Genomic DNA, 25,460 nt, shown 5'->3' on the forward strand with positions numbered 1-25,460 from the left:
ATACGCCCATCACGCGTCCAAGGAGTATGCATGTAGTCAGTCCATACCCAACGCCCAGCAAAAACCGCAGCTATAACAACCAAGATAGTAAAAGTAATACGCAGATATTTAATCATTCAATTTATCTTCCACTTAGTAATACCAACCCGCAATAATACTTGAGTAATTTGAGGGCTTAAACCTGACGCTAACTGTGTTAAAAATTTCTGATATAGAACAACTAAATAACGAAATTTTTGCCTTGTTATCGACACGGTTTTCTTACCTCAAAATAGCTCAATTAATTAAGCAAATTGGTATAAATAGACGGCGAGTGCCAAGTAACAAACAAATAGTGACACCTCAAACCAAGCCACTTTCCAAATACGGTCATGCCAATCTAGTCGATGCAAAGCAAAACGAGTCAACGCCGTTAAAATAAATGCTATTGGGAAGTAAACAATCAGCGGGCTAAACTCTAATCCCCCTAACACGACTGCTTGGAACATAATAAATATCCTAATGTTATTTAAAGCGATGATAAAAGCTGTAAAACCTAAATAAATTTACATCCGCACTACTCTTACAATCTATTATTTTGGCATATAAATCAATTAGCTTAATTGTACGTAGGTGTGCTTAATACATAATTAATGCCATTACATTTAAGCAGCACTAAGTATGTATAGTAGCTAAATCGCATATTAATAAGCTAAAGACCCCAGTTACCAGCCAAATAAATAAACCAGCGAGGTTTATTTATAAAAAAGTATTAGAGTATTTAACTCAATATTTAAAACGCCTATTTATAGCTGTTTGCAGAAGGGTTGGATAATTATAAACATTGAATTTTGCACTAAAAATGGGTAAATTAACAAAAAACAACATGGATATAATTTAATGGAATCAATACACCCTACCCCATCTGAAACAACCCCACCAATAAATGAACCTGCTGAACCAATTTTTAGCGGAAAAGTGCAATTTAGTGGTAAAGGTGGTGAGTTTTTTGGAATTTGGATTGTAAATATATTACTTAGCGTTATTACGCTTGGCATATATTCGGCGTGGGCTAAAGTACGTACGCATCGCTATTTTTACGGCCACACCCGTATAGATGGCCATAGTTTTGACTACCTGGCAACACCAATACAAATTTTAAAAGGTCGGATTTTAGCGGTTGTTGTATTTTTTATTTACACATTCTCAATTAGCTTTATGCCTATTTTAGGCCTATTTATTGCTCTTGGTTTTATCTTTTTAATGCCATGGATTATTAACCAAGGTTTACGTTTTAATCTGCGCATGACCCGCCATCGTAATGTTCGCTTTGCTTTTAAAGGCAGCTATGGCGAAGCCTTTGTTAACTTTATACTTTTACCTATTGCCAGCATATTTACGCTTTATTTATTAATGCCTTACGTTATAAAACGTATTGATAGCTATATCCATAGCAATATTAGTTATGGCGATAAACCACTTACTGTAAATCTTAAAGGCGAAACCTATTACCTAACAGCGCTTATTTGCTTTGTAGTGAGCTCTATCACCATGGTGGTATTTATGGGGATTTTAGGATTATTTGGCCTCAACTTAGTAGATATTGAAAACCAACAAAATTTAGAAAACTCTGCAGCGATGGTTATGCTTCCTATCTTTATGATGATTGCCTATGTGCTAATGATTGCCATTGTTTCTGCTGTATGGCACGCCGCTATTAGAAATCACATTTTTGATAACAGCCATTTTGAAGGCGTTGCTACATTTAAATCAGAGCTAAAACCCATTCCTTTCGCAGTTTTACTACTCACTAATATGTTGGCTATTGTATTTTCTTTAGGCCTTGCATACCCATGGACAAAAGTACGTACATCAAAAATGCTCGCTGATGTAACTAACGTTACTATTTACCCTGGCGCATTAAACCTAATCGATACCGCGCAAGAACAGCAATCATCATTTGCTGAAGAAGCTGCAAACGTATTTGATATTGACCTTTCTATAACTTAAGAGCTCACCATGCATGTAAAGGGACATTTTTTCCCCATCGTATCGAGTAACTATCAAGTGTGTGTTGCCACTATTAGCGACACACACATTGAGGTTATCAACGATGAACACGTTATAGCTCGCCACGCAATCTCAAGTCTAAAATTAAGTTCGGGGATGGCAGGACTTGCCGACGAACTAAACTTTGAAGATGGCAGTCGTTTTATTCCTCAAGATGTAAGTTACAGATGGCCATTTAAAGAAAATAACGACCACGTAATGGAACGCCTTGAAAAAAGTAAATGGGCAATTTTAGCCGCAGTAATATTTACACCGCTTTTTATGTGGTTAGTACTTTATAAAGCAGTACCCGCCATTGCTGTTTACAGTGTTGATACCCTGCCACGTAATGTTGTAGAACAAATGGGGGAGCAAAGTTTTACACTAATTAAAAAGATTGCGCTTGACCCAAGTGAGCTGCCCGCAGAGCAGCAAACTAAAGTACAAGCGCATTTTACAAGTATGCTTAATGCTTTATCGCTTGATCAATCGGTGTATAGATTATCGTTTTATAAATCCGACAGCTTTGGTGCTAATGCGTTTGCACTACCCCATGGCCGTATCGTGGTCACAGATGATTTAGCAAATTTACTTGCCGATAAACCCAATGCACTAAAAGCGGTATTGCTACACGAAATGGGCCATGTAGTCCACCAGCATAGCGTACGTATTACAGCACAATCTGCCGCAAGTACAATTGTGTTAGCGGTTGTATTTGGTGATTTAGAAGGAGTTGCAGAGGTTGCGTTAGGTACTGGTGCATCGTTTGCTCAGCAAGGGTTTTCACGAGATATGGAACGCGAGGCAGATAGCTTTGCACTCACTCAATTAGAGTCACTTGGGTATTCGAGTAATGATTTTGCTGATGCAATAGAAGCGCTGCAAGAAAGCCATACCAGCGAAAACGGACACCTAGAAAAAGTAAATGACTTATTAGAGTACTTATCTAGCCACCCAAGTGCACAAGAGCGTATTGACAATGCTAGAAAATAATCGCGGTTATATTCAACTTGCTCGCATCATAGTGAGTTTAAGTTGGATATACCACGGCTTTTTTCCAAAGCTTTATCATATTGCACCGCTTGAAAAATTAATGACTGGTAGTGCGGGTTTTTCAGCCGAAGTGTCTGACTTAATTACACGTTCAGCGGGAGTCGGCGAAATTATATTTGGCTTGTGTTTATTTGTGTTTTATAAACATAAGCATTTGGTAGCTTTAAATATATTGGCGCTTATGGGGCTTTTACTTGCTGTAGTTGTAATGCAGCCACAATTGCTTATTGAAGCATTTAACCCTGTAACTACTAACCTGCCGCTTATTGGGCTAAGCGTTATTTGGTTAAAAGAAATTGAGCAGTTGAATAATCGATACCTCTAAATAAAAAAGGGTATGCAAATGCATACCCTTTTTTGTAGTACAAAATTTATAAAATTAGTACTTATTTTTATGCGTCCACAAATGCAGTAATTCGCTCGCAATGGTTGCTGCAGCAATTGCGGTAAGCTCACTTTGGTCGTACGAAGGTGATACTTCTACCACATCCATACCCACCATGTTTATGCCTTTTAGCGCACGCAGTACTTTAAGTACTTTATCTGACGTTAAACCACCACACACAGGAGTGCCTGTACCAGGCGCAAACGCAGGGTCTAAACAATCTATATCAAACGTTAAGTAAACAGGTAGGTCACCTACTCGCTCAAGTATTTGCGCTGCAATATCATTAGCATGTAAATCGTTGGCTTGCATTGCATCAATCACAGCAAACTCATGTTTACTTTGATCAAAGTCGGTACGAATACCTATTTGTATACTGTGCTCAACATCAATCAGCCCTTCCATTGGTGCATGATAAAACATAGTGCCGTGATCAAATCGCGAGCCATTGCTATAAGTATCGGTGTGCGCATCAAAATGCACTAACGCCATTTTGCCATGTATTTTTGCATGAGCACGTAATAGCGGAAGCGTTACAAAGTGATCGCCCCCTAAACCTAATAGTGTTTTACCTTGGCGAAGTATTTGATCCGCAGCCATTTCTAGTTGCGCAGTAAAATACTCAGGATCCCCGACAGGGTAAGTAAAGTCCCCTGCGTCTGCCACTTTTAAGCGCTCAAACAACGGGAACGTCCACGGGTATTTAGTGTCTTCCCATGCTAAATGAACCGATGCACGACGAATTGCATCAGGGCCTAAGCGCGCACCAGGGCGGCCCGAGGTCGCTAAATCAAACGGTAAGCCTAAAACCACTACGTCTGCATCAATTGCATTAATGTTTTGCACCATAGGACGACGTAAAAACGTCATCCCATTTGAGTACAATGAGTGATCTGCGTGACCAAACAAAGTCGACATTGCTTATAACTCTTCTAAATAAGTGTAGCCATCAAGGCCGCTTTGCAACTCGTCTAAAACGCTTTGCTGTTCGTGTTTTTCAATTTTAGTGCTTACTAACTGCTCGTATGATTGCTGAAAACTTTCAACATCTAAATGTACGTAGCGCATCATATCGGCCACAGTGTCACCTTGGTTTATCTCGGTAATACTTGCAACGCCTTGCTCATCCATATTGACAATTGCGCTGTGCGTATCGCCAAACAAGTTATGCATGTCACCTAAAATTTCTTGATAAGCACCCACCAAGAAAAAGCCCATTAAATAAGGTTTATCGGCACTAAATTCTGGCACTGGTAATGTGCTTTCAATACCTTGTCCATCTACATAATGCTCAAGTGCGCCATCTGAATCACAGGTTATATCAAGTAATACGGCACGTTTTTTTGGCGCTTCAGTCAAGCCACTTAATGGCAATACCGGAAACACTTGATCAATGCCCCATGCATCTGGAAGGGATTGAAATAACGAGAAGTTTACAAAAAACTTATCGGCTAAACGTACGTTTAACTCGTCAATAATCGGACGATGAAAACGGTTTTTATTATCCATGTGCTTGTTGAGTTCATAACAAATACGAATATTAATTTGCTCAGCCCATGCACGTTGCGATAAGTCTAATAACCCGAGTGCAAATTGGTTATGCGCTTCAGCTAAATCACCTTGGCTGTCGTGATAAATCTCAATTAATGCACGGTCATCCGTTAAATCAGTTAACTGTACAAACGATGCCCACATGTTTTTTAATAACAGGGGGGCATCTGCCGCTGGCGCTACTAACTCTTCTGGCGTGTAACTTTCAGTACCAATAACATTAGAAATAAGCACAGCATGATGCGCCGTAAGCGCACGACCCGACTCAGAAATAATAGTCGGCATTGGTTGCTCATATTGCTTACATGTATCACCAATGGTGTACACAATGTTATTCGCATATTCAGCTAAGCTGTAATTCATAGAGTTATGCGACTGGCTACGCGTGCCGTCATAATCAACAGCTAAACCGCCACCTACATCAAGGCAATCAATTTCTGCGCCTAGTTTACGTAGCTCACAGTAAAAACGCGCAGCTTCGCTTACACCTAAACGTACGTCACGAATGTTCGCCATTTGTGACCCTAAGTGAAAATGCACAAGCTGCAATAAATCAAGCTGGTTTGCGCCTTTTAAACGATTAACTACATGTAAAACTTGCGATGCAGATAAACCAAATTTTGATTTTTCGCCGCCACTCGCTTGCCACTTACCTTTACCTTGCGACGCTAAACGTACACGAATACCAATGCGTGGTTTTACGTTAAGCTCTTTTGCTTGGCTAAGGACCATGTCTAGCTCAGAAAGCTTTTCAAGTACGATATACACTTTATGACCTAGCTTTTCGCCAATAAGTGCTAAACGTACGTATTCTTTATCTTTGTAGCCATTACATACAATAACAGCGCTGGTTTTTTCAGCCAGTGCTAGTACCGTTAGTAATTCAGGCTTGCTGCCGGCTTCTAAACCAAGTTGCTTTTTTTCTACTTGTGCTTGGCTTGCTACTATTTCTTCAACCACTTCACGTTGTTGGTTTACTTTTATTGGGTAAACTAATAGGTAGTCTTTAGGGTAACCATAGTTTTCAATCGCAGTATTAAATGCGCCGCATAAGCTGTGTACACGATGGTGTAAAATTTGCGGAAAACGAACTAAGGCAGGTAAGCTTAAACCTTTATCTTGTAGTTGCTTTGCGATATCTGTTAGTGCAATGGTTTGCTCTGGGGCATGAGCCTTGGGCGCAACATACACATCACCTTGATCATTAATACCAAAAAAACCTTGGCTCCAATGACGAACATTGTAGCTCGTACGAGCTTGTTCTAGTGATGTTGTCTCTTTCATTTATCTTTCTCTTTTATTTAATTAATGCCGACTCGGCTAGTGCCGCGCATTAAAAGAAAAATAGAGATTCAAGTCCAACAAGTATTTTTACTCGTAACGAGTGATTTTTGATGTTAAAAAAATAACCAAACAACTATTGCCCGCTAGCATATATAAAACAGGACTTTGATGATTTTTAAAGATAAGAAAAGTTATAAAAAATGGCTGTTTTTAAATGACTCATTATAAATTTTATTAGCAAAAATGAATTAGCTCATTCAATAAAATTCATCTTGAGTTACTTTGTTTATAAAATTTACTTTTGATGGATTAGAGCAAGACGTTCTCAACACCTCAATTACTCACAGTTGAGGCTGCGTGTTGTGACCAAGTAATACCTATGTATTCTGCAAAGTGAATAAAAACTGCACGTCAAAAACGTTTAGCATACATCCACCAGCTTCAATCATGACTTGGCGCATATGTAGCGTTAGGTATTGCCTGTGGTATTGAAAGTAGGAAATTGCAGTAGTGTATAAGCGAATTCGATTAATTGAGTATAAGCTAGCTATGCACTTTTTGGGGCGAACATAATTATAGCCATACCTAGCAGTGCAACTAAACCACCAATAATATCCCACATAGTAAGCTTTACGCCATCTACAACCCATAACCATAATAGCGCAACACAAATATATACGCCGCCATAAGCTGCATATACCCGCCCTGCTGCAGTAGGTTGTAAAGATAGCAACCATGCAAATAGTACCAAACTTAACGCTGCAGGAATTAAAAGTAAAATGCTTTTATCTTGTTTTAGCCAAAGGTAGGGCAAATAGCACCCCACTATTTCAGCTAAGGCTGTAATAATAAAAAGTGCGATTGTTTTTAATTCAAACATAATGCTCCGCGCAAAAATAACAAGCATAACAATCTATATAAATTGTTATGCTTAGTGCGTTGTTATTCGCTAAGCGCCATAGTGGCAAGTTTCATTGTACTTTCAAACGACTTAGTGCCCGCTATAAATAAACCGTTGTGACAGAACACGGCATCGGCAATACCTGTTTCATCTACAAACGCTTGATCAGATAAACCAGACCACGCTTTAGGAAGCGGTTTTCTATCTTCAAACGAGCCAGGCTCAACGGGTACTGTTTGTAATATCCATTGCCCAGAATGCGATGGGTAAACCATGTATAGCGCCTCACTTGATAAAATATGCACTGTTTTTTTCCACGGTGTGTACTTTTCAAGCACGATTACTCTAGCATCTTCTGCATTTTCAATTGCTTTGGCGACAATCTCTTTTGCATTAACACTACCGTGAGCTGAGGCGATAAAACGAATGAGCATACGTGCTGCAAATTCAACGGCTTCATCAAAGCAGGTATCAAAGTTACTTTCTTCTTCCCATGTAGGGTTAAACATTGAAATTGTTTGGCTCAAGCTTATCCCTTTCGATACACCTTCAACATGACCACAATCAATGGCGTCAATAGTTGAAACTAAGCCTGAATCCACTCTATCAGCAACGGCCTGGTTATCATCACACAGTGCTAAGCCGTATTTTTTCCACACTAAACCAAATGATGAAAAAGGAATGCCATTTTCTCGCTCGCCTGCACCACCACGTTGATGATGATCAAAGCGATTAGTTTCAGGGTCGTATTCCCCACCTACATCTATTACGTAGTCGGCACTTTCTATAAGCGCTTTATCGCGTGTGCGTACCAATTTAAACGTTGGCAAAACATGTTTAAGTACCGCAATACTAAAAACGTCATCTGCATGAAAATTACCATTGTGGGTTACTACTGTTATTTCGCTCATTTGTTTATTGCTACTTTTAGAAAAGATAAAAATTCTCGCTTTGTAAGTTAGTCACTAATTATCGAGGCAGATTTTATACGAAGACAGGTGTTAAAAACAGTGAAGTATTTTTGCATCACTATAAAAGCTGCTTTTATAGTTACTAGTTTGAGTATGACTTTTATTACAAGATAATAATGAAGGCAGATATTTACGACACATTAAGCTTTAACATGTCGCAGCGTTAATGAACTTATTTACTAAGCCCTAATTCCATAAAAACACTTTGTGGATTATCTACATATGAGCCAAAACTGCTACAGCGTTTAAAGCCTAAATTTTCATATAAATTGATTGATTTCATTTGTTTTGGGCCTGTTTCTAAGCGTATTAACGGGATTTGTTTTTCGCCAGCTTGATGCAATAAAATCTGCATAATACGTCTTGATAGCCCTTTACCACGATGACTTGGTTTTACATATAAACGTCTTATTTCGCCGTAAGGCTGGGTATCAAATTTCTCTACAATCGCACCGCAGGCAATAATACCTTCTTCAGTTTTTAAACCAATAGCGTACACATTAGGTAAGGTTAATTCGTTTAACTCCAGAGACTGTGCGGTAGCCACAGGATATAAAGAATTTATAAGTCGGTCTATATCATCAAATACATTTACCACGTCGGGATCATTCGGGTTCAAATCGACTAACTGCATAAAGCTTCCATTCATTGTTATAAGTTTATTAAGCTTTAAATAATATATTTAAGCGGTCATAGCTTAGCATTGTTTAATTAAAAAATCTTTACTCCTTATTTAGCATATGGGTTATGACATTTCACCAGCTAAAAGAGCAAAAGTGGCCTAGCAAGTGTGTAAATTTTGCTAAATTATTACTAATTAATAAATAGTAGTGTTCAAGTATTATTGCGCATTAGTATTAGCGCTATGCCATTTTGCATAGCCTTCTTTATCCATCGGCCTTGCAATTAAGTAGCCTTGCATGGCGTCAATATTCATTTTTTTAAGTAAGTCATATTGTTCTGTTGTTTCTACGCCCTCTGCAACTACCTCTAAGTTTAAGCTTTTTCCTAAACTGATAATTGTTTGCGCAATATTAAAGCCAACCGTGCTATCTAAAATTTTATCAATAAAGCTTTTATCTATTTTTAATTCTTTAACAGGAAACGCACTTAAGTACGCTAAGCAGGAGTAACCGGTTCCAAAATCATCAATCGAAAATAAAAAGCCAGCGGCAATGAGTTCTTTCATTTGCCTAATTGTATAATCTATATCGCTTGAGAGCATTGACTCAGTTATTTCTAACTTAATTTGCTGTGCCCGAATATCAAATTTATTGATAGTGCTAAACAGCTCTCCTTTTAAATTTGATGAATTAAACTGGCTTTGACTAATATTAATTGAAACACTAAACGAGTCGTCAATTATGTTATCTGCTTTAAGTTCGTTTATTAAAATACATATATCATGTAAAACAATATTTTGTAGTTTTTGAATAAGCCCGTATTGCTCTGCAATTGGTATAAATTCGTTTGCCGCTATTAACCCTTTTTGAGGATGGTTCCACCTAATGAGTGCTTCAGCACCAATAACATCACCATACGTATTTACCTGAGGCTGAAAATAAGCACAAAACTCATCAGATGCAATCGCTCTGACTATATCTGTTTCTAGTTCAGTTTGTTTTTCAAGCAGTGTTTGTAAGGCTGGATCGTAAAAGCTACTGCTATTCCCCCCTTTATTTTTAGAACGATACATAGCCGTGTCTGCAAATTTTAATATATTGCCTGCCTGCGCATTTACGCTATCAATTAGACAAATACCTATGCTGCAGCTTACTTGAAATGCAAGGTTGCCCACTTCAAATTTATCATGAAAAGCTCTTTGGATCTCTTTGGCTACTATTTTGCACTCGATGCTCGCCTGCTGTGTATTTTCTCCAACGTGTTTTAGTAAAATAATAAACTCATCGCCACCCGCTCTGGCCAACGTATCAGATCCTTTTATTATTGCGCTTAACCTTTTTGATAATTCCACAAGTACTTCATCACCCGCACTGTGCCCAAGTGAATCATTAATACGCTTAAAATTATCTAGGTCTAAAAATAATAACGCCCCTATATTTTTATCACGCTTAACACTCTCCACACACATGCTTAATTTGTCGCTAAGCATTCTTCTATTTGGAAGATTCGTTAATGGGTCATAAAAGGCAAGCTTATGTACTTCTTGTTCGGCCTTTTTCTTTATTGAAATATCTCTGGCCATCCATACTACGTGCCTTTTTGTAGGACTATTGGGGTGGTAATGATCTAATGCAGCAGCCCTGCCTTCAAAAACTATATTCCCCTTTGGTACAGCTAATTCATATTCAAAAATTTGCGTCTCGTTGGTCGAGAGTGTTTTTTTAATAACGTCCATTATCATTTGTGCATCGTCTTGAGAAAGCAGGTCCTTAACACTTTGACCAATAAGGTCCTTGCTTGAATCAAGCAGTAACTCATTAGAAGTACCATACACATCGGTATAAATTCCCTCTTCACTTAAAATAAGGATGAGATCGGGCATTACCTTAGTGAAGGCTTTAAACTTTTCATTACTTTGCTGTAAATTCGCGAGAAGCTGTTTTGCTTTGTTAAATTCGTTACTTTTTTCAAGAGCGATACTAGAAAAGTGCACAAAAAAATCGATTAACTCTAAATCTTGCTTTGATGGTGATTTAGGAGTGCTGTGATAGATAGCAAAGGTGCCTAATAAATCGGCTTGAGTTGAGAAAATAGGCGTTGACCAACATGACTTAAGACCAAACTTTAGTGCTAAGTCTTTAAAGTCCTCCCACAGCGGTGAAGTTTCGATATTTTCAACAATAGTGCGCGATTTCGAAAATGCAGTAGTACCACATGAGCCCACTTTTGGCCCTATATAGACTCCATTAAGCAAACTACAGTACTCTGGATGAATATTAGGAGCTGCGCAATGAAAAAGCTGCTGGCCTTTAACTGATAAAATTGAACACCTAGCGGATTCATCATCAATAATCTGCTCGATTGATGAACAAATTTCAGTAAGCACCTCACTTAAAGGTACCCCTAATGCAATTTTAGATAAAATGCCTTGCTGGTGAGATAATAACTTTTTTAACCTATCCGTACCCATTTTCCTTTACCCGTATTATTTATACACATTGAAACAACAAAAGCTTTAATCAAGCGCTTTTTTCTTACGCAGTAAAGTTCAGTATAGTCATGATTAGTAAGTTTTTTATTTTATTGGCAAAAAATAATCGGGCCTGTCTTAAATAATCATAGTTGCATATTACTGAACACCTATTGTTACTATATAAACAAAACCACAATATTAAAGCTAACACTTTGTTACTTAAAAGTACTGTTCAAAATTTTTAAGCTATTTATACTATAAGTAATGGTAAATATTTTTTGAGGTTACAGTGCAGATCACACAAGGTATGGAATACTTTCTTTCGGGGTTTAAATTAATTAGCCAAAAAGGGCTAAAGCGTTTTGTCCTTATTCCGCTATTAATTAATATTTTGCTGTTTGGTAGCTCGCTGTTTTTTTTAGTTGGCTGGTTAAGTGATAGTTTTAGCTACATAAACAACATGCTCCCCGAGTGGTTAAGCTGGTTAGAGTGGCTAATGTGGCCTATTGCTGTATTAGTTGTTTTGTTTAGCTATAGTATGCTCTTTACAGTTATCACTAATTTTATTGCAGCCCCTTTCAATGCGCTCTTGAGTGAAAAAGTTGAGCTTTACCTAACAGGTCAAAAAATTAACGATGACGGCTTTGCCGAACTAGTTAAGGATATACCTCGCATGCTTGCCCGTGAGTGGACAAAACTATGCTACTACCTTCCTCGCGCAATTGGCTTTTTTATATTGTTATGGGTTTTACCGGTCATTGGTCAAATACTATGGGTGTTATTTACTTGTTGGATGTACGCAGTTCAATACGAAGACTATGCGTTTGATAATCATAAAATTGACTTTAAGCAAATGAAAGACGATTTAAAATCTAAGCAAGGTTTGTCATACGGATTTGGTTTTGCTGTTATGTTGTTAACTGCTATCCCTTTTATAAACTTAATAGTTATGCCAGTCGCAGTGTGCGGTGCAACACGTTTATGGGTAGATAACTATCGTCCAAAATATCGCAGTTAATTAAAAGGTTGCTAACTTTTTCAATATCCGAAGGACACCGCATTCTAGATTAAAAAGCACCTAAGGTGCTTTTTAATCTATTTTTAAAGCAATAAACTCAAGCGATGCACGCCTTGGTAGTGCATCGCTTTGTTTATCTACTTCTTCAAATTTTTTAATCAAAATACTAAAGCGCTGATTATTAATATTAACGGCTGTAACTTCACCAATTTTTATACTGTAGTTTTGCTGCTGATCAAACAGCTTTAGTATTTGACCTTTTACACGCTCTACGTATAAATAAGGTGTTTGGTCTGGCATCTTTAAACGAATGACATTGATTTTACTTAGTTCATGTACCGCGACCCAATTCTGGCTCTGCATTAACGTATTATAACGACTAATACCTTCAGGCTGATAAACAACATCTTGGCTTATAACGCATGTATTACAGCCCTTTACTGATTCAATTCGCCAGTCAACAGCTGTATTTTTATAATACAAATTATCATTTTTTAGTAACCACTCACGTGCATTGTTAGTATCGCTACACGCTATTAGTAAGCTAAAAAAACTACTCAAGATAATAGACTTAGTGCTTAGCATTGGCTTCATACTATTGCTCTTTAATTGCTTTTAACTCAGCAATAATTGCACTACTTGGCTGTGCTTCTTTTATATAACTGGGCAGCGTTTCAATATTAGCAGGCGAGCTTTGTAAATTATGCACCTTACTGTTATTTGTATTTGGCACGCCAAATCGATTACCTGCACTTTGCATATAAAACTGTAAATTAAGCATGCTCCACTCATCTACATCACTCAGTATTGATATTGTATTATCTTGGTTAGTATCAAAGCTGGTTAAGCTTTCGGTGTTAATTGCATTACAATTAAAATCAACAGGTAGTGAGCTATTTCTATTTAACCCCTGTACTTCAAGTATGGTGCTTTCATTTAAATCTGCTGAACTACCATTTGAATAATCAATAATAAAATCATCCGTAGAGCCTAAATGACTATTTGTATTTGGTGCAATATCGCAACTAGCATTGCCTGGGTAAAAACGCTCATAGTAGCGGTCGCCTTCGTTATTACCTATTGTTGATAAACCCGCTAATTGATATAAATAATTCATAGAGCTTAAATGATTAGGCTTAAAATTAACTTCTTCATCACCGCCATGGTATAAACCTAAGTTATGACCTAACTCATGAAATATTGTTGATGCTTGATAATTATAAGTTACATTGGTTGCTACTTGCGTATCAAGCGTTAAACCCCAGCCCCCCATAGTTACCATTAAATCATTACCGCTTATCTCAGCAATACCCGAACCACTAATACTACCGTCTTCGTTACCACTACTTGCCATTAATAAATAATGGAAAATGGGCCTGCGAGTTATATCGCTATATTCCATTTTATAAGCAAATAAATTAGGGCTACTTAAATCGTATTCAAACGGGGTATAGCTATTAAAAGGGACAAGATTTCCGCCACCTAAATCAAAGTTTTGCGGTGCTGTATTTGTATTTTGATCAAACAAATCACCTACGTCAAAGTGGACTGTATAGCCTTTTTCTGCAAAAACAGTGGCTACTTTTTCAAGTGCTGTTCGATGTGGAGTAATACCTACATCACTGCTGTCCATATAATCAACTTCAATAAATATATCTTTTTGTGCGGTACGCGCCCCCCACTCATAAAGTGGTAAACCCGCGAATGTTGTACCCTGTTGCTCAGCGCAATCAGGAATACCATCCTCATCATCATCTATTGTGCAATTTATATTGTTTGGCCCAGCGGGTGTGTTAAACACAGAATAACTCCAATCAGTACTTTGATTAGTGTCTTTCGCATTAAGATCGCGCTTTAAGCTGCCTCCTTGCTCGGAAATGATTTGCTCTGCGTTACTACCTTGCCATTGTGATGGCGTTACTGGTTCTTGTACTGAGTTACCAAATTTTACAAAGTCGATTGTTTGTGTACCTGCACTATTAAGTAATTCTACAAAACCGTTTATGTACCAATAAGGTCTAATTTCATCACTAGCATTACCTACAAGCGCTATTTTAGGGTTGTTAACTGACGCATTTACTAAAAAATCATCTCCAAACTTACTTTGTAAAATAAGGTACTCACCATTTTCAAGCTCTTTATTGGGCAGTGAAAAAGTTGTCTGCGCACTAGTCGAGCTATTAATCATATTAATACTGCGGGATTTAAGCGAATAACTCTGTAAGTTTACAGCAGCCCCTGTGCCGTTATAAATTTCAATCCAAGGTAAGTCGTTACTAAATTGCACAGAAGAAACTTCCGTTATTTTTATATCTTGGCTAGAGGTAGTAAAAGAAGTAGCTGTTTGCGTTTCAATGGCCGTATCATCAAAATTAGTTAAATCAGCTGTAACACGGACAATATATTGGGTATCTTCATTAAAGCTTGCGCTTACATTTACATTATGAAAATAAGTACTTGTGTCACTAGTAGTACCCGACAAACTTTCAATATTTAAGGCCAAGCAAGTAGTAAAATCATCTGCTGACACTTGTACACTTCCTGTACAAGCACCACTACTAGAATTAACTGCTAAAGTGCTCGTTAGCATAATATCTGAAAATGTAATACTAACAGGGCTATCTACAAGAACTGGGTCATTATTACTTTGGGGTGTTACGTTACTAATTGTAGCGGGCGTTGAATCAACCACAGTAATATTCAGGGTAAATTCGGTTGTGTCTTTTGAATCAGACGCAGTTAACGTATAGCTTTGTGAAGTGATACTGTTTGCAGGAGGCGTGTAGCTAAAAAGTAAGGCTTGTGCATCAATAACACTAATTTGTGCACCATTTAAATCATCACCAAAATCAATCTGAACGGTATCGTTATCGGCATCGTTAACTACTAAACTAAATTCTGTGGCTTGATTATATTGCACGCTAATACTTACATCATCTGCAGTTGGTGGATTGTTTGGTGCTAATACTACAACTGTTTTTTGAGCGCTATTTGTAGCGTTATCGTCATCGGTTACAGTAACCACAAATGTAACATTGGTATTTTGTGAAACAGTGGGCGCATTAAAGCTAATGCTTGTTTGTGTTTGAGTAAGTTCAACTACAGGACCACTTATTTGCTGCCAAGTTATGCTATTAATACTACCATCGCTGTCTTGTGCATCTGCAACTAAGGTTACACTGTCACCTTTTTCAGCTTCTTCAGGGCCTGTAACAATGACTGTTGGCGCGCTATTTACTTGATTAATTAAAACCGTTTTACTCGCTTGAGCGCTTTTACCTGCATTGTCAGTTACGGTTACGCTAAAACCTAGTGTTGTATTTTCAGATACATTAGGGGCGGTAAAACTAAGGACTCCATCAGTTTGTGAAAACTCAACATTGTCCCCAGCAGACTGAATCCAATTAATATTACTTATAGTGCCATCTGTATCTTGAGCGTTAGCAACTAAACTAACTTGTGTGCTGGCAAGTGCACTACTTGGGCCTGTTATATTAACTGTAGGAGCATTATTTTGAGAGGTGATAGTGCCTGAAAAAACTTGTTGTGCAGTAGCACCTGAGTTGTCAGTAACTGTAACCGAAAAGCTAAAGGTCGTATCGGTTGTTACACTAGGTGCAGTGGCTGTAAGCGTGTTACCGTTAGAGGTAAACGTAAACTCGGGCCCGCTAAGTTGTTGCCATTGATAGCTGGCAATTTGTCCGTCGCTATCACTTGCAAGCGCTGTAATAGTAAATGATTGATTAGAAGTAATAACGTTACTGCTAACTGAAAGCGTAACACTGGGCGCAGCGTTACCAGAGGGCGTAGTTGTATCACTACTTTCGCCTCCCCCGCCACAACCTGTGATTAAAAGTGATAAAAAAAGTAAACTTAGCCATTTATTAATATTGTTTTTTACCACTTTTAGCCTCTACATATTAACTATACAAATTTTGTGGCACCTTAGTAACGTTTAAATGAACGGTTATTTCCTCACGATCATGATATAGATGTTTAGCTTGCAACTCGTAATTGATACCTTGTTTCTCAAGCTCTTTTCTGATCATCGAAAGACATTCATAAACACTATCAAAGCGTTTTTTCATAGGCAGCTTTAAGTTAAATATAAACTCTTTTGCGTATGCATTTACTGCCCAGTCAATCATTAGCGTAGTCACTTTGGTCGGTTTTTCCACCATATCGCACACTAACCAAGTAATATTTCTTTTTTCTGGGCGATATTTAAAACCGTCGGCTCTAAAATGTTTAACTTGCCCAGTTTGCATTAAATCGTCATTCATTGGGCCGTTATCAATCGCACTTACAAACATACCACGGCGTACAAGCTGATAAGTCCAACCACCTGGGCATGCACCTAAATCAACACTGCGCATACCGGCAGCTACGCGTGACTCGCGTTGTTGCTCAGGTATAAATACGTTAAATGCTTCATCGAGTTTTAACGTTGAGCGACTCGGTGCATCGCTTGGCATACGAAGGCGCAAAATACCCATGAAAAATGGAGAATTATTAAAGCTATACGAGTAACCAACATAAGCCGTATTGTTTGTTAAAAACATGACATGCATTACTGGGCGATTTGCTTTTGGCTCACGTAGTACAGTATTTTGTTTTTCGAGGGCTTTTTTAAGCGGTGTTGAGATTTTTTTACAGAACGTTAAAAGCTCTTTGCCTTCGTTTGTGTCTGGCGTTTCAACGCGCAGTTCTGAGCATAATGTAAAATCTTTAGCAGCTTCAACTACTGCGCTCACACGGTCCTCTAGTGGCATGTTTTCAAGTAATGTGCCGGCAAACCATTGACGTGCAAACACCATGTTTTTAAAATCAACTTTTTTGATTATTTCGTCGCTGTGATGCGCTTCAAAACATTCGTAAACAACATAACCTGTATTTGGTTTTGCTTTTACATACCCTGCAAAACCTTGCTCTGCAGCATGAAACGTTATTTCAGCAGCGGCATCGTTTTCAAAACCACTACGACAAAAAATCACAACACTAGACATATTAACCCTTAAACTCTTTAAAACTTAAATCGTGCAACTTGCACTAAAATAACAATCCAACCAATAATAAAGCACAACCCACCAAGCGGTGTTATAGGCCCAAGCCACTTCATTCCTGTTAGAGCGAGTAAATATAAACTACCACTGAAAAGTAGTGTGCCCATTATAAAAAAGCCACCAGCCCAACTCAGGTTTATGCCCCATTTAATTAAAATAGCCACCGCAATAAGTGCAAGTCCATGTACCATTTGATACTCAGCAGCCGTTTTAAAAACGCCTAATGAATACTCCGATAAGCGGCTTTTTAAACCATGGGCAGCAAATGCACCTAACATCACCGAAAGCATACAAAAAATACTACCGGTCATTAAAAATAATTTAATCATCTAACCCCCTGCTCAAGTCTTAACGTATCTCAATTTGTTGCTTAATAAATTCAACGGCACTTAACGCTGCTGTTGCTCTATTTTGCAGCTCAGTTACGCCACTTTTTTTACGTGGTTTTAATGAATGATCGCCATCACTCAGCCAAGTAAACAAAGGCTGCTTTGGCATTTTCATAGTAAGAAGTTCTTCACGTGTGCCAAATGTATCTCGCTCGCCCTGTAATACTAAAAAAGGGCAAACAATATCAGCAAAATGATCGGTGCGTAATTTTTCTGGCTTACCCGGCGGATGAAATGGATAACCAAATGCTATAACACCTGAAAGGCTTTGCTCTGTACTACATGCAAGCATTGATGCCATGCGACCGCCCATCGATTTACCCCCTATAAACAACGGTAAATCTGGCTGCGCATTCGTTAGCACTCGTTCATAATAAATAAGTAACTTTGGTGCTCGCTCAGGAGGCCTGCGTTTATTAGTTTGTTTAGCGATTTGCATATATTCAAAATCAAATAAACCAACATCAACACCCTGCTCGCTTATTAATTTTGCCATGTGCTGCATAAAGTCAGAATCGCTACCAGCACCTGCGCCATGTGCAAATATAAACTGTGCTATTGCAGGTTGCTCCGTGCTTTTAAACCATTCAATCATTATTAATACTCATGTTCTTGCTCATGCTCTACTAAGCTCAGCATCCACTCTTTAAACGAAACTATTTTACCAAGCTCTGTTTGCGACTCACGAAGCACTAAGTAATACGCATTTTTACTCTCTAGGCTATGATTAAACGGAATTACCAAACGCCCTGCGTCTATGTCGGGTTTAGCTAATACACTATTGCCAATTGCCACACCTTGTCCATGTACCGCTGCTTGTAACACCATAGAGGAGTGGCTAAATATAGGCCCTTGATTTACCTGGATGTTACGCACGCCTGCGGTTTTCATCCACGTTTTCCAGTTTTTACGTGTCGTGTCGTGTAATAGTGTGTGATGCGCTAAATCACTAGGTTGATCAAGCGGCTTTACCCCGCTTAATAACATAGGACTACAAAGTGGTACTAAATATTCGGTATGAAGCTTGTACGCTTGTACGCCATTCCAATGACCCCTTCCATAATAAATAGCAATATCTACGTCATCAGTGAGTGAGTTTTCATCTTGGTCTTGTGCTTTTATTCGCACATCTATCTCTGGATGTAACTCATTAAACAAACTCAAACGAGGCACTAACCACTGAATAGCAAAACTAGGGGTTAGGCTTACCGTTAGTGAGCCCTTAGCGCCACGAGCTAATAGCTTTTCAGTTGCATCAATAAGCTGAGTAAAAATCTCTTTAATATCTAAAAAATAGCCTTGGCCTTCTTCAGTTAATAATAAAGAGCGGTTTTTACGTAAAAACAACTTCAAACCTAAATGCTCTTCAAGTGTTTTTATTTGATGACTTACTGCCGCCTGCGTTACATAGAGCTCTTCAGCAGCTTTTGTAAAACTTAAATGGCGTGCAGCCGCTTCAAAGGCTTTTAATGCGTTTAATGGAGGTACCCGTCTTGACATAATAACCAAGCTTAGAATTAGTTTTTCTTATGCGTGAGATTATATACATCATATAAGTTTGTGTATATTAAAGGCATAAAAAAAGCGACCTGAGTCGCTTTTTAATAAACATCATGCTTAATTATAAATCGCTTGCACTTGTATCAAGTGGGGCAAAACTTTTAATTAAATCATCAACTGCTTTCATTTGCGTTAAGTAGCCTTCTAACTTACTAAGTGCTAGCGCACATGGGCCATCACATTTAGCTTCGTTAGGATTTGGATGCGCTTCGATAAATAAACCAGCAATACCCAATGCCATACCGCTGCGCGCAAGCTCTGCAGCTTGTGCACGACGACCATCAGCAGAGTCAGCTCGTCCACCAGGGCGTTGTAGCGCATGTGTTGCATCAAAAATAACAGGTGCCATTGCCTTCATGTCATCCATACCCAGCATATCAACCACAAGGTTGTTGTAACCAAAGCTAGAACCACGCTCACAAAGAGCTACGTTGTTATTACCAGCTTCATTAAATTTAGTAATGATATGACGCATTTCATGTGGCGCTAAAAACTGTGGTTTTTTCACATTAATAATTGCACCTGTTTTAGCCATCGCCACAACTAAATCTGTTTGACGCGCTAAAAAAGCAGGTAACTGAATTACATCAACAACTTCTGCAACAGGTGCTGCTTGATGCGGTTCATGTACGTCAGTAATTAGTGGAATTTTAAACGTGTTTTTAATTTCTTCGAATATTTTTAAACCTTCTTCCATACCTGGACCACGGTACGAATTGATTGAAGAGCGATTAGCTTTATCAAATGAGGCCTTAAATACATAAGGAATATTTAGTTTCGTCGTAACTTCTACGTAATGCTCTGCAACACGCATTGCTAAATCGCGAGATTCTAATACGTTAATACCACCAAACAGTACAAACGGTTTATTGTTTGCAAGTTCAATTTCATTAATTTTAATAATTTGGTCTTTCATTTAAATTCCTTAAGGTGCAACTGCTTGCATCATTAATCCACAAATATAAGCCATATAAGTACCCACACCGTAGCCTAGTACAGCTAACAAGACACCAACAGGCGCTAGTGACGGATGAAACGCTGATGCGACAACAGGTGCTGACGCTGCGCCGCCCACATTAGCCTGAGAACCCACAGCCATATAAAATAACGGTGCTTTAATCAGTTTAGCCACAATTAACATGATACTTGCATGCACTAACATCCAAATTGCACCCACTAAAAATAGCCCAGGGTTATTGAAAATAGCGGTTACATTCATGTGTAAACCAATCGATGCAACCAAAATATATAAAAAGCTAGAAGCTACTTTTGAAGCGCCAAACGCTTCTATTTGCCTCACTTTAGTAAACGATAAGCCTATACCAATCGTTGTTGATATAACAATTAGCCAAAAGAATTTACTGTTTAAGCTGTATTCTTTTGCCCATTCATAAGTAGTGCCAAAGTACGGCCCCAAAAAGTCAGCGCAAAAGTGTGCTAAGCCAGTTATACCAAATGCAATTGCAATCAGCGTCATGTAATCATTAAGAGTTGGAATGCGTGCATGTTCTGCGTGATATTCTTCCACACGCTTTTTCAAATCTTCAATTGCGCTTGTATCAGCACCCGTCGCTGCATCAATCTTTTTATGATTTGCTGCCATTAACAATAAAACAGCCATCCAAATATTAGCGACAATTACATCGACTGTAATCATTACTGAGAATATATCACCACCAACTTCAAACATTTCTTTCATTGATGCTTGGTTAGCACCGCCGCCAATCCAGCTACCTGCAACAGTTGTCATACCGCGCCATACGGCATCTGGGCCATGCCCACCAACAATACTTGGGTCAAATGCGCTCACTACTAAAATAGCTAATGGCCCACCAATAACAATGCCTAAAGTACCCACTAAAAACATAATAAGTGCTTTAGGACCTAAGTTAATAATCGCTTTTAAATCAATACTAATGGTAAGTAGTATTAAACAGGCAGGTAGTAAGTAGCGCGAAGCCACATAATAAACATTAGATTTATTACCATCTACAATACCAAAGGTATTTAATAACGAAGGTAAAAAGTAACACAGTAATAAAGCAGGTACGTATTTATAAAATCGTTTTAAAGCTGGACGCTCACTGTTTGAGGTTTTAAAAATAAACCCCAAAATAATAGCAAGCAAACCAAGCACAACGGCATCATTTGTAATTAATGCGCTTTGAGTTTCAACCATAATTATTCCTATTCTTAATGGTGCGTTTTATTATTATCTTCTAGTTCTTCTATTTGGTGTTGAATAATCTCTATTGCAGGATCGTCCGGACACTCATCTACAAAAAACTGTAAATCATCACGTGCCATTTTAGGGCAACCGAGCTGATTTAATAAGTAACCTCTGTCGCGTCTCTCATACGGATCGTCGCCTATTAACTCCATTAGCATCTCTACACAGGTTAAAGCATGACCAAATTTATTTTCGCTAATGAAAGACCATTTTTGCTGAGCTAAAAATAACTTATATACTTCGTCATCAAAAATCAGTTCTAGTGGCTCTTGCTCTTGACCATCATCTTCATCTGCGTTTTCAGGGATAATATACCAACTTTGTTGTCCACTGCTTGGCTCTATTATGTAGCCTTCTTCATCACTAATCGCCACATGTACGCCAACATCACCTTGGGTAAGACTAAGGTTCGCGTCACAGTTAGCTTGTTGTAAAAAATGACAAAGTATAATTGCCAGTGTTGTAGGTGAACCACTGCGCATAGAAAGCGTATAGCTTAATGTATTTAATTTATATTCAGGCACTTTTAAACCTGATGCACTAAATAGCCAATCACTGTAAAACATATCTAATAATTTTTCGAGGCGATCGTGCTCATCACTCACTTTTAAACACAGCGCTGAAATTTGCTGTTCAAAGTCAGTTAAAGTTTCATAACATGGTGTTAAATCTATCTGAGGGTCCCACTTTGACTCTGCTTTAATACAGCGGTAAATCGCTGGAGGTGTAAATTCATCGTAAGCATCATCAAGATAAGATTCATCGTGTTCGTCAAACCCGAGGGTAGTCATTAATACTGCAACATTTTAGAAAACGAAGGCGTAGTTTACCTAACTTTAAAGCTATATACCAATATAGAGGTGTATTTGAATATTTTCTGAGAGGGAGTTGTATTTGAGCTTTACAAAACACCTATAAAGCTCAAATAGTCAGATATTACTTAAAGCAAAAAAACTGATTTAGACGTCGCTAAATAACCTATCGCTAAAATAACAGCAGTGTTAACTAAAACGTAAGCAACTTTAGCCGCCATTTTAGTTTGTCGGGCGCTTTTAGCCCCAATACCAATGTATATAACCACTAAAACTATTTTTTCTAATAGCCAATATTGTTCAAACGGATTAATTTTAGCCATAAATATAAGCGTAAGTGCAGACACTAATAACAAAGTATCTATACTGTGACTACCAATCATTACCACTTTATTTTTTGCTAATTTACCACTGCCCATTCGCGAAAAAGCGCGAACATAAAATAATATTACACTTAACATCGCAATTGCCATGTGCGAGTGCTTTACTGCTAAATAATCCATATGCCCCTGTACTTCTGTTTTATAAAAATCTAATCAGGAAAACGGCTAAGAACCGCCTCTAACTCATCAAGCTTTTCGTTAAATACTTCAACCATTTTTGGTTCAAAATGTGTGCCTTTTTCAGCATTAATTTCATCAACCACATTTTGTAATGTCCAAGGCTCTTTATAACACCGTTTATGGCGAAGTGCATCGTATACATCAGCAAGTGCGACTATGCGACCAAATACATTAATTGCGTTTCCGCTTAGACCTTGTGGGTAACCAGACCCATCCCATTTTTCATGATGCTCTTTTGCAATAATTGCACCTGTACTCACAATTTCATGGGGAGAGTCTTTTAAAATAGTATAGCCTTTATCAGTATGGGTTTTCATCACTTCCCATTCTTGAGGTTCTAACTTTGCTGGTTTGTTTAAAATCGCATCAGGAATACCCACTTTACCTACATCATGAAGAGGAGACGCCAACCTTACTAAATCTGCATCATGTTTAGATAAACCATAGCCCTCAGCTAAAATATGACAAATATGTGCTACACGTTTAACATGATTACCTGTCTCGGTTGAGCGCTGCTCTACTGCTTCACTTAACCTATAAACAAGCTCTTGTTGTGTCGCTTCTATTTCAGACTGAAGCTGCACATTTTCAAAGGCAAGTTGCACATTTTGAGAAAATATTTTGATTAAATGACGCTGAGTATCCGTTAAATCCTTTGGGACACCTGATATGAACAGCATTGAATTATGATTGTACTCACTACTGCAGTACGCAAATAAGTAATTATCTTTATAAATGATACTTTTATCATTAAGCGCCTGATGACACGCACTTAACTGCTCAGCTTGTAATACCTCATCAAGCTCTTTACCTTCACTTTTTTCAAAATCGCCAGTGCCAGAGCAAACTATTAGTTTTTTATTTTTTTCATGTTCTGGGTTTTGTGCAACTAAAGTGGTGGCATACATAGCTTGATCAGCAATACCCAATAAAGATGTTAATTGCTGCATAACGCCTTCAATAAAGTGCTCTATTGAATGCGCAGAAAAAATATCACGAGACGCTATAATTATTTTCTCAAGCCCTTCGCGTGACTGCTCAATCGAAATAATATCCCGATACGAGCGTAGGCTCGACATAATAACAGTAAATAATTTTTGAGCCGTTAGCTCCGTTTTCGATTTGTAATCGTTAATATCATAATTAATAATGACTTGACGTTCAGGTGCCTGGCCAGGTTGGCCTGTTCTTAAAATAATCCGTATATGATTATTTTTAGCTTCTTCACGAATAAACTTAGCAACCTGCAAACCAGCGTCGTCGGTTTCCATTACCACGTCAAGTAGCACAATAGCGGCATCTGGATGCTCTTTTATGAGCTCTTTCGCTTCAGCACCTGAGTAGGCACTAATAAACTCTAAGCGTTTATTTTGAAATTCAAAATCACTCAGTGCTAGTTTTGTAACAGCATGTACTTCAGGTTCATCATCAACGATTAATACTTTCCAGGTACCGTGTTCAATCTCATCGATTGTTTCTTCTGGTTCATCTGAAAATAAAAAATCACCCATCATAGTCGAAATTCCTTCATGGCATTATTTAACGCACTAGTAGGCAATTATTATTCTCTAGGGCCACAGTGCAAGTGTTACACGGTCATTGTTACCAAGGTCTTTCACTGTTTTAATATTAACAAACGCCATTTTTTCAAAGAAATGACGTACAGCTTCACCTTGCTCAAAACCGTGTTCTATTAAAAGATAGCCATTAGATGACAAATAGTCACGTGATTGTGTAATTATTTGTTTAATATCAGACATTCCGCAATCATCAGCCACTAATGCCGATAGAGGCTCAAAGCGCACATCACCCTGATTTAAATGTATATCGCTACTTTCTATATAAGGAGGGTTAGTGACAATTAAATTGAATTTTTCGCCATGCAACTCACTAAACCAGTTACTCTGTTTAACATGTACATTATTAATCGCTAATCGCTGCTGGTTACGTGTAGCAAGTGCAACTGCATCGCTTACTCTATCTACTGCAGTAATTTGCCAACTAGGCATTTCACTACCCAGTGCCAACGCTATTGCACCAGTACCTGTGCCTAAATCAAGCACCTTTGCTGTAGCGGGTAGCGCTATTTCAAGTGCTTGCTCGACTAATGTTTCAGTATCTGGTCGAGGTATTAGGGTCGTTGCGTTAACTTCAAGCGATAAGCTCCAAAATTCACGCAGCCCAGTTATATGGGCTACTGGTTCACCTTTTAAACGTCTTTGGATAAATACATTAAACTGCGATTGTTGCTCATCACTAAGCGCATGTTCTGGCCAAGTAAAAAGGTAACTGCGAGGTTCTTGAAGTATATGAAGAAGTAAAACTTGTGCATCTAATTTAGCACTTTCGCTGCTAAGTGCTAATAAGTCAGCACCTGCAGCAATTGCTTGTTCAAGAGTGTGAGCCACAATTACTCGTCGCCCATGGCCGCAAGTAAGTCAGCTTGATACTCTTGCATTAATGGGTCAATAATCGCACTTAAATCACCGGCTACCACTTCGTTTAAACGATAAAGTGTTAAGTTAATACGGTGATCGGTAATACGACCTTGCGGG

Annotated in this window: 23 protein-coding genes and 1 pseudogene; 4 read left to right on the plus strand and 20 right to left on the minus strand. The window is 38.2% G+C overall.

Annotated features, from left to right (window positions below):
- Positions 1 to 284: 284 nt before the first annotated feature.
- Positions 285 to 488: a DUF1656 domain-containing protein gene (locus L652_RS0111145; protein ID WP_024597474.1), complete on the minus strand. Its 204-nt coding sequence runs from the start codon at positions 486 to 488 to the stop codon at positions 285 to 287.
- Between the two features lie 391 nt (positions 489 to 879).
- Here L652_RS0111145 and L652_RS0111150 point away from each other — a divergent pair, with 391 nt between their 5' ends.
- From L652_RS0111150 to L652_RS0111160, 3 genes are read left to right on the plus strand one after another with little or no spacing between them, the layout of a single operon-like run.
- Positions 880 to 1,989, plus strand: a complete 1,110-nt coding sequence (locus L652_RS0111150; protein ID WP_024597473.1) for a YjgN family protein — start codon at positions 880 to 882, stop codon at positions 1,987 to 1,989.
- 9 nt (positions 1,990 to 1,998) lie between these two features.
- Positions 1,999 to 3,021 (plus strand): M48 family metallopeptidase, encoded by a 1,023-nt coding sequence (locus L652_RS0111155; protein ID WP_024597472.1) that lies wholly within the window; start codon positions 1,999 to 2,001, stop codon positions 3,019 to 3,021.
- The gene (locus L652_RS0111160) at positions 3,008 to 3,406 is read left to right on the plus strand and encodes a DoxX-like family protein (RefSeq protein WP_024597471.1); all 399 of its coding nucleotides are present in this window, start codon (positions 3,008 to 3,010) and stop codon (positions 3,404 to 3,406) included. Before L652_RS0111155 ends, L652_RS0111160 begins: the two co-directional genes overlap by 14 nt.
- Positions 3,407 to 3,460: 54 nt before the next feature.
- Here L652_RS0111160 and speB read toward each other — a convergent pair whose 3' ends face one another.
- From speB to L652_RS0111195, 6 genes are all read right to left on the minus strand, one after another.
- Complete coding sequence (gene speB, locus L652_RS0111165; RefSeq protein WP_024597470.1) at positions 3,461 to 4,384, minus strand: agmatinase; 924 nt, start codon at positions 4,382 to 4,384, stop codon at positions 3,461 to 3,463.
- Between the two features lie 3 nt (positions 4,385 to 4,387).
- Entirely contained in the window at positions 4,388 to 6,301 is a 1,914-nt protein-coding gene (gene speA, locus L652_RS0111170; protein WP_002958572.1) for a biosynthetic arginine decarboxylase, read from the minus strand.
- A 547-nt stretch (positions 6,302 to 6,848) separates the two neighbouring features.
- The gene (locus tag L652_RS0111175; RefSeq protein WP_024597469.1) at positions 6,849 to 7,181 is read right to left on the minus strand and encodes a YnfA family protein; all 333 of its coding nucleotides are present in this window, start codon (positions 7,179 to 7,181) and stop codon (positions 6,849 to 6,851) included.
- Positions 7,182 to 7,243: 62 nt separating this feature from the next.
- Positions 7,244 to 8,113, minus strand: a complete 870-nt coding sequence (locus L652_RS0111180) for an MYG1 family protein (RefSeq protein WP_024597468.1) — start codon at positions 8,111 to 8,113, stop codon at positions 7,244 to 7,246.
- Positions 8,114 to 8,345: 232 nt separating this feature from the next.
- Entirely contained in the window at positions 8,346 to 8,807 is a 462-nt protein-coding gene (locus L652_RS0111185) for a GNAT family N-acetyltransferase (protein ID WP_024597467.1), read from the minus strand.
- A gap of 207 nt (positions 8,808 to 9,014) precedes the next feature.
- Complete coding sequence (locus L652_RS0111195; protein ID WP_024597466.1) at positions 9,015 to 11,267, minus strand: EAL domain-containing protein; 2,253 nt, start codon at positions 11,265 to 11,267, stop codon at positions 9,015 to 9,017.
- Between the two features lie 292 nt (positions 11,268 to 11,559).
- Between L652_RS0111195 and cysZ the strand changes: the two genes are divergently transcribed.
- Entirely contained in the window at positions 11,560 to 12,288 is a 729-nt protein-coding gene (gene cysZ, locus L652_RS0111200; RefSeq protein ID WP_024597465.1) for a sulfate transporter CysZ, read from the plus strand.
- A 72-nt stretch (positions 12,289 to 12,360) separates the two neighbouring features.
- Here the strand turns inward: cysZ and L652_RS0111205 are convergent, their stop codons facing one another.
- The 13 genes and pseudogenes from L652_RS0111205 to prfA all read right to left on the minus strand — a co-directional run.
- Positions 12,361 to 12,882: a hypothetical protein gene (locus tag L652_RS0111205; protein WP_024597464.1), complete on the minus strand. Its 522-nt coding sequence runs from the start codon at positions 12,880 to 12,882 to the stop codon at positions 12,361 to 12,363.
- A 1-nt stretch (position 12,883) separates the two neighbouring features.
- Positions 12,884 to 16,192: a lamin tail domain-containing protein gene (locus L652_RS0111210; RefSeq protein WP_024597463.1), complete on the minus strand. Its 3,309-nt coding sequence runs from the start codon at positions 16,190 to 16,192 to the stop codon at positions 12,884 to 12,886.
- A gap of 16 nt (positions 16,193 to 16,208) precedes the next feature.
- Complete coding sequence (rlmM, locus tag L652_RS0111215) at positions 16,209 to 17,294, minus strand: 23S rRNA (cytidine(2498)-2'-O)-methyltransferase RlmM (RefSeq protein WP_024603455.1); 1,086 nt, start codon at positions 17,292 to 17,294, stop codon at positions 16,209 to 16,211.
- Between the two features lie 17 nt (positions 17,295 to 17,311).
- Positions 17,312 to 17,680, minus strand: coding sequence for a DUF423 domain-containing protein (locus L652_RS0111220; RefSeq protein ID WP_024595287.1), 369 nt, complete (start codon positions 17,678 to 17,680; stop codon positions 17,312 to 17,314).
- Between the two features lie 19 nt (positions 17,681 to 17,699).
- On the minus strand, positions 17,700 to 18,335 hold the full coding sequence (locus L652_RS0111225) for an alpha/beta family hydrolase (protein ID WP_024595288.1): 636 nt from the start codon (positions 18,333 to 18,335) through the stop codon (positions 17,700 to 17,702).
- A 2-nt stretch (positions 18,336 to 18,337) separates the two neighbouring features.
- Positions 18,338 to 19,240 (minus strand): transcriptional regulator GcvA, encoded by a 903-nt coding sequence (locus L652_RS0111230; RefSeq protein WP_024595289.1) that lies wholly within the window; start codon positions 19,238 to 19,240, stop codon positions 18,338 to 18,340.
- A gap of 121 nt (positions 19,241 to 19,361) precedes the next feature.
- On the minus strand, positions 19,362 to 20,216 hold the full coding sequence (gene kdsA, locus L652_RS0111235; protein ID WP_002958560.1) for a 3-deoxy-8-phosphooctulonate synthase: 855 nt from the start codon (positions 20,214 to 20,216) through the stop codon (positions 19,362 to 19,364).
- Positions 20,217 to 20,225: 9 nt separating this feature from the next.
- Positions 20,226 to 21,479: a DUF819 family protein gene (locus L652_RS0111240; RefSeq protein WP_024595290.1), complete on the minus strand. Its 1,254-nt coding sequence runs from the start codon at positions 21,477 to 21,479 to the stop codon at positions 20,226 to 20,228.
- A 14-nt stretch (positions 21,480 to 21,493) separates the two neighbouring features.
- On the minus strand, positions 21,494 to 22,321 hold the full coding sequence (locus L652_RS0111245; RefSeq protein ID WP_002958558.1) for a tetratricopeptide repeat protein: 828 nt from the start codon (positions 22,319 to 22,321) through the stop codon (positions 21,494 to 21,496).
- 149 nt (positions 22,322 to 22,470) lie between these two features.
- The gene (locus tag L652_RS0111250; RefSeq protein WP_024595291.1) at positions 22,471 to 22,845 is read right to left on the minus strand and encodes a SirB2 family protein; all 375 of its coding nucleotides are present in this window, start codon (positions 22,843 to 22,845) and stop codon (positions 22,471 to 22,473) included.
- A gap of 29 nt (positions 22,846 to 22,874) precedes the next feature.
- Positions 22,875 to 24,419, minus strand: coding sequence for a response regulator (locus L652_RS0111255; protein ID WP_024595292.1), 1,545 nt, complete (start codon positions 24,417 to 24,419; stop codon positions 22,875 to 22,877).
- 54 nt (positions 24,420 to 24,473) lie between these two features.
- Complete coding sequence (prmC, locus tag L652_RS0111260) at positions 24,474 to 25,313, minus strand: peptide chain release factor N(5)-glutamine methyltransferase (protein WP_024595293.1); 840 nt, start codon at positions 25,311 to 25,313, stop codon at positions 24,474 to 24,476.
- Between the two features lie 2 nt (positions 25,314 to 25,315).
- Positions 25,316 to 25,460, minus strand: a pseudogene (gene prfA, locus L652_RS1000000124945) (peptide chain release factor 1); the annotation flags it as partial.

Source organism: Pseudoalteromonas sp. TB25 (assembly GCF_000497995.1).
Lineage (GTDB): Bacteria > Pseudomonadota > Gammaproteobacteria > Enterobacterales > Alteromonadaceae > Pseudoalteromonas > Pseudoalteromonas distincta.

Excerpts from the sequence above, each read along its gene's own strand:
- L652_RS0111145 (WP_024597474.1), bottom strand. The coding sequence starts at position 488 with ATGTTCCAAGCAGTCGTGTTAGGGGGATTAGAGTTTAGCCCGCTGATT.
- L652_RS0111150 (WP_024597473.1), top strand. The coding sequence starts at position 880 with ATGGAATCAATACACCCTACCCCATCTGAAACAACCCCACCAATAAAT.
- L652_RS0111155 (WP_024597472.1), top strand. The coding sequence starts at position 1,999 with ATGCATGTAAAGGGACATTTTTTCCCCATCGTATCGAGTAACTATCAA.
- L652_RS0111160 (WP_024597471.1), top strand. The coding sequence starts at position 3,008 with ATGCTAGAAAATAATCGCGGTTATATTCAACTTGCTCGCATCATAGTG.
- speB (WP_024597470.1), bottom strand. The coding sequence starts at position 4,384 with ATGTCGACTTTGTTTGGTCACGCAGATCACTCATTGTACTCAAATGGG.
- speA (WP_002958572.1), bottom strand. The coding sequence starts at position 6,301 with ATGAAAGAGACAACATCACTAGAACAAGCTCGTACGAGCTACAATGTT.
- L652_RS0111175 (WP_024597469.1), bottom strand. The coding sequence starts at position 7,181 with ATGTTTGAATTAAAAACAATCGCACTTTTTATTATTACAGCCTTAGCT.
- L652_RS0111180 (WP_024597468.1), bottom strand. The coding sequence starts at position 8,113 with ATGAGCGAAATAACAGTAGTAACCCACAATGGTAATTTTCATGCAGAT.
- L652_RS0111185 (WP_024597467.1), bottom strand. The coding sequence starts at position 8,807 with ATGCAGTTAGTCGATTTGAACCCGAATGATCCCGACGTGGTAAATGTA.
- L652_RS0111195 (WP_024597466.1), bottom strand. The coding sequence starts at position 11,267 with ATGGGTACGGATAGGTTAAAAAAGTTATTATCTCACCAGCAAGGCATT.
- L652_RS0111205 (WP_024597464.1), bottom strand. The coding sequence starts at position 12,882 with ATGAAGCCAATGCTAAGCACTAAGTCTATTATCTTGAGTAGTTTTTTT.
- rlmM (WP_024603455.1), bottom strand. The coding sequence starts at position 17,294 with ATGTCTAGTGTTGTGATTTTTTGTCGTAGTGGTTTTGAAAACGATGCC.
- L652_RS0111220 (WP_024595287.1), bottom strand. The coding sequence starts at position 17,680 with ATGATTAAATTATTTTTAATGACCGGTAGTATTTTTTGTATGCTTTCG.
- L652_RS0111225 (WP_024595288.1), bottom strand. The coding sequence starts at position 18,335 with ATGATTGAATGGTTTAAAAGCACGGAGCAACCTGCAATAGCACAGTTT.
- L652_RS0111230 (WP_024595289.1), bottom strand. The coding sequence starts at position 19,240 with ATGTCAAGACGGGTACCTCCATTAAACGCATTAAAAGCCTTTGAAGCG.
- kdsA (WP_002958560.1), bottom strand. The coding sequence starts at position 20,216 with ATGAAAGACCAAATTATTAAAATTAATGAAATTGAACTTGCAAACAAT.
- L652_RS0111240 (WP_024595290.1), bottom strand. The coding sequence starts at position 21,479 with ATGGTTGAAACTCAAAGCGCATTAATTACAAATGATGCCGTTGTGCTT.
- L652_RS0111245 (WP_002958558.1), bottom strand. The coding sequence starts at position 22,321 with ATGACTACCCTCGGGTTTGACGAACACGATGAATCTTATCTTGATGAT.
- L652_RS0111250 (WP_024595291.1), bottom strand. The coding sequence starts at position 22,845 with ATGGATTATTTAGCAGTAAAGCACTCGCACATGGCAATTGCGATGTTA.
- L652_RS0111255 (WP_024595292.1), bottom strand. The coding sequence starts at position 24,419 with ATGATGGGTGATTTTTTATTTTCAGATGAACCAGAAGAAACAATCGAT.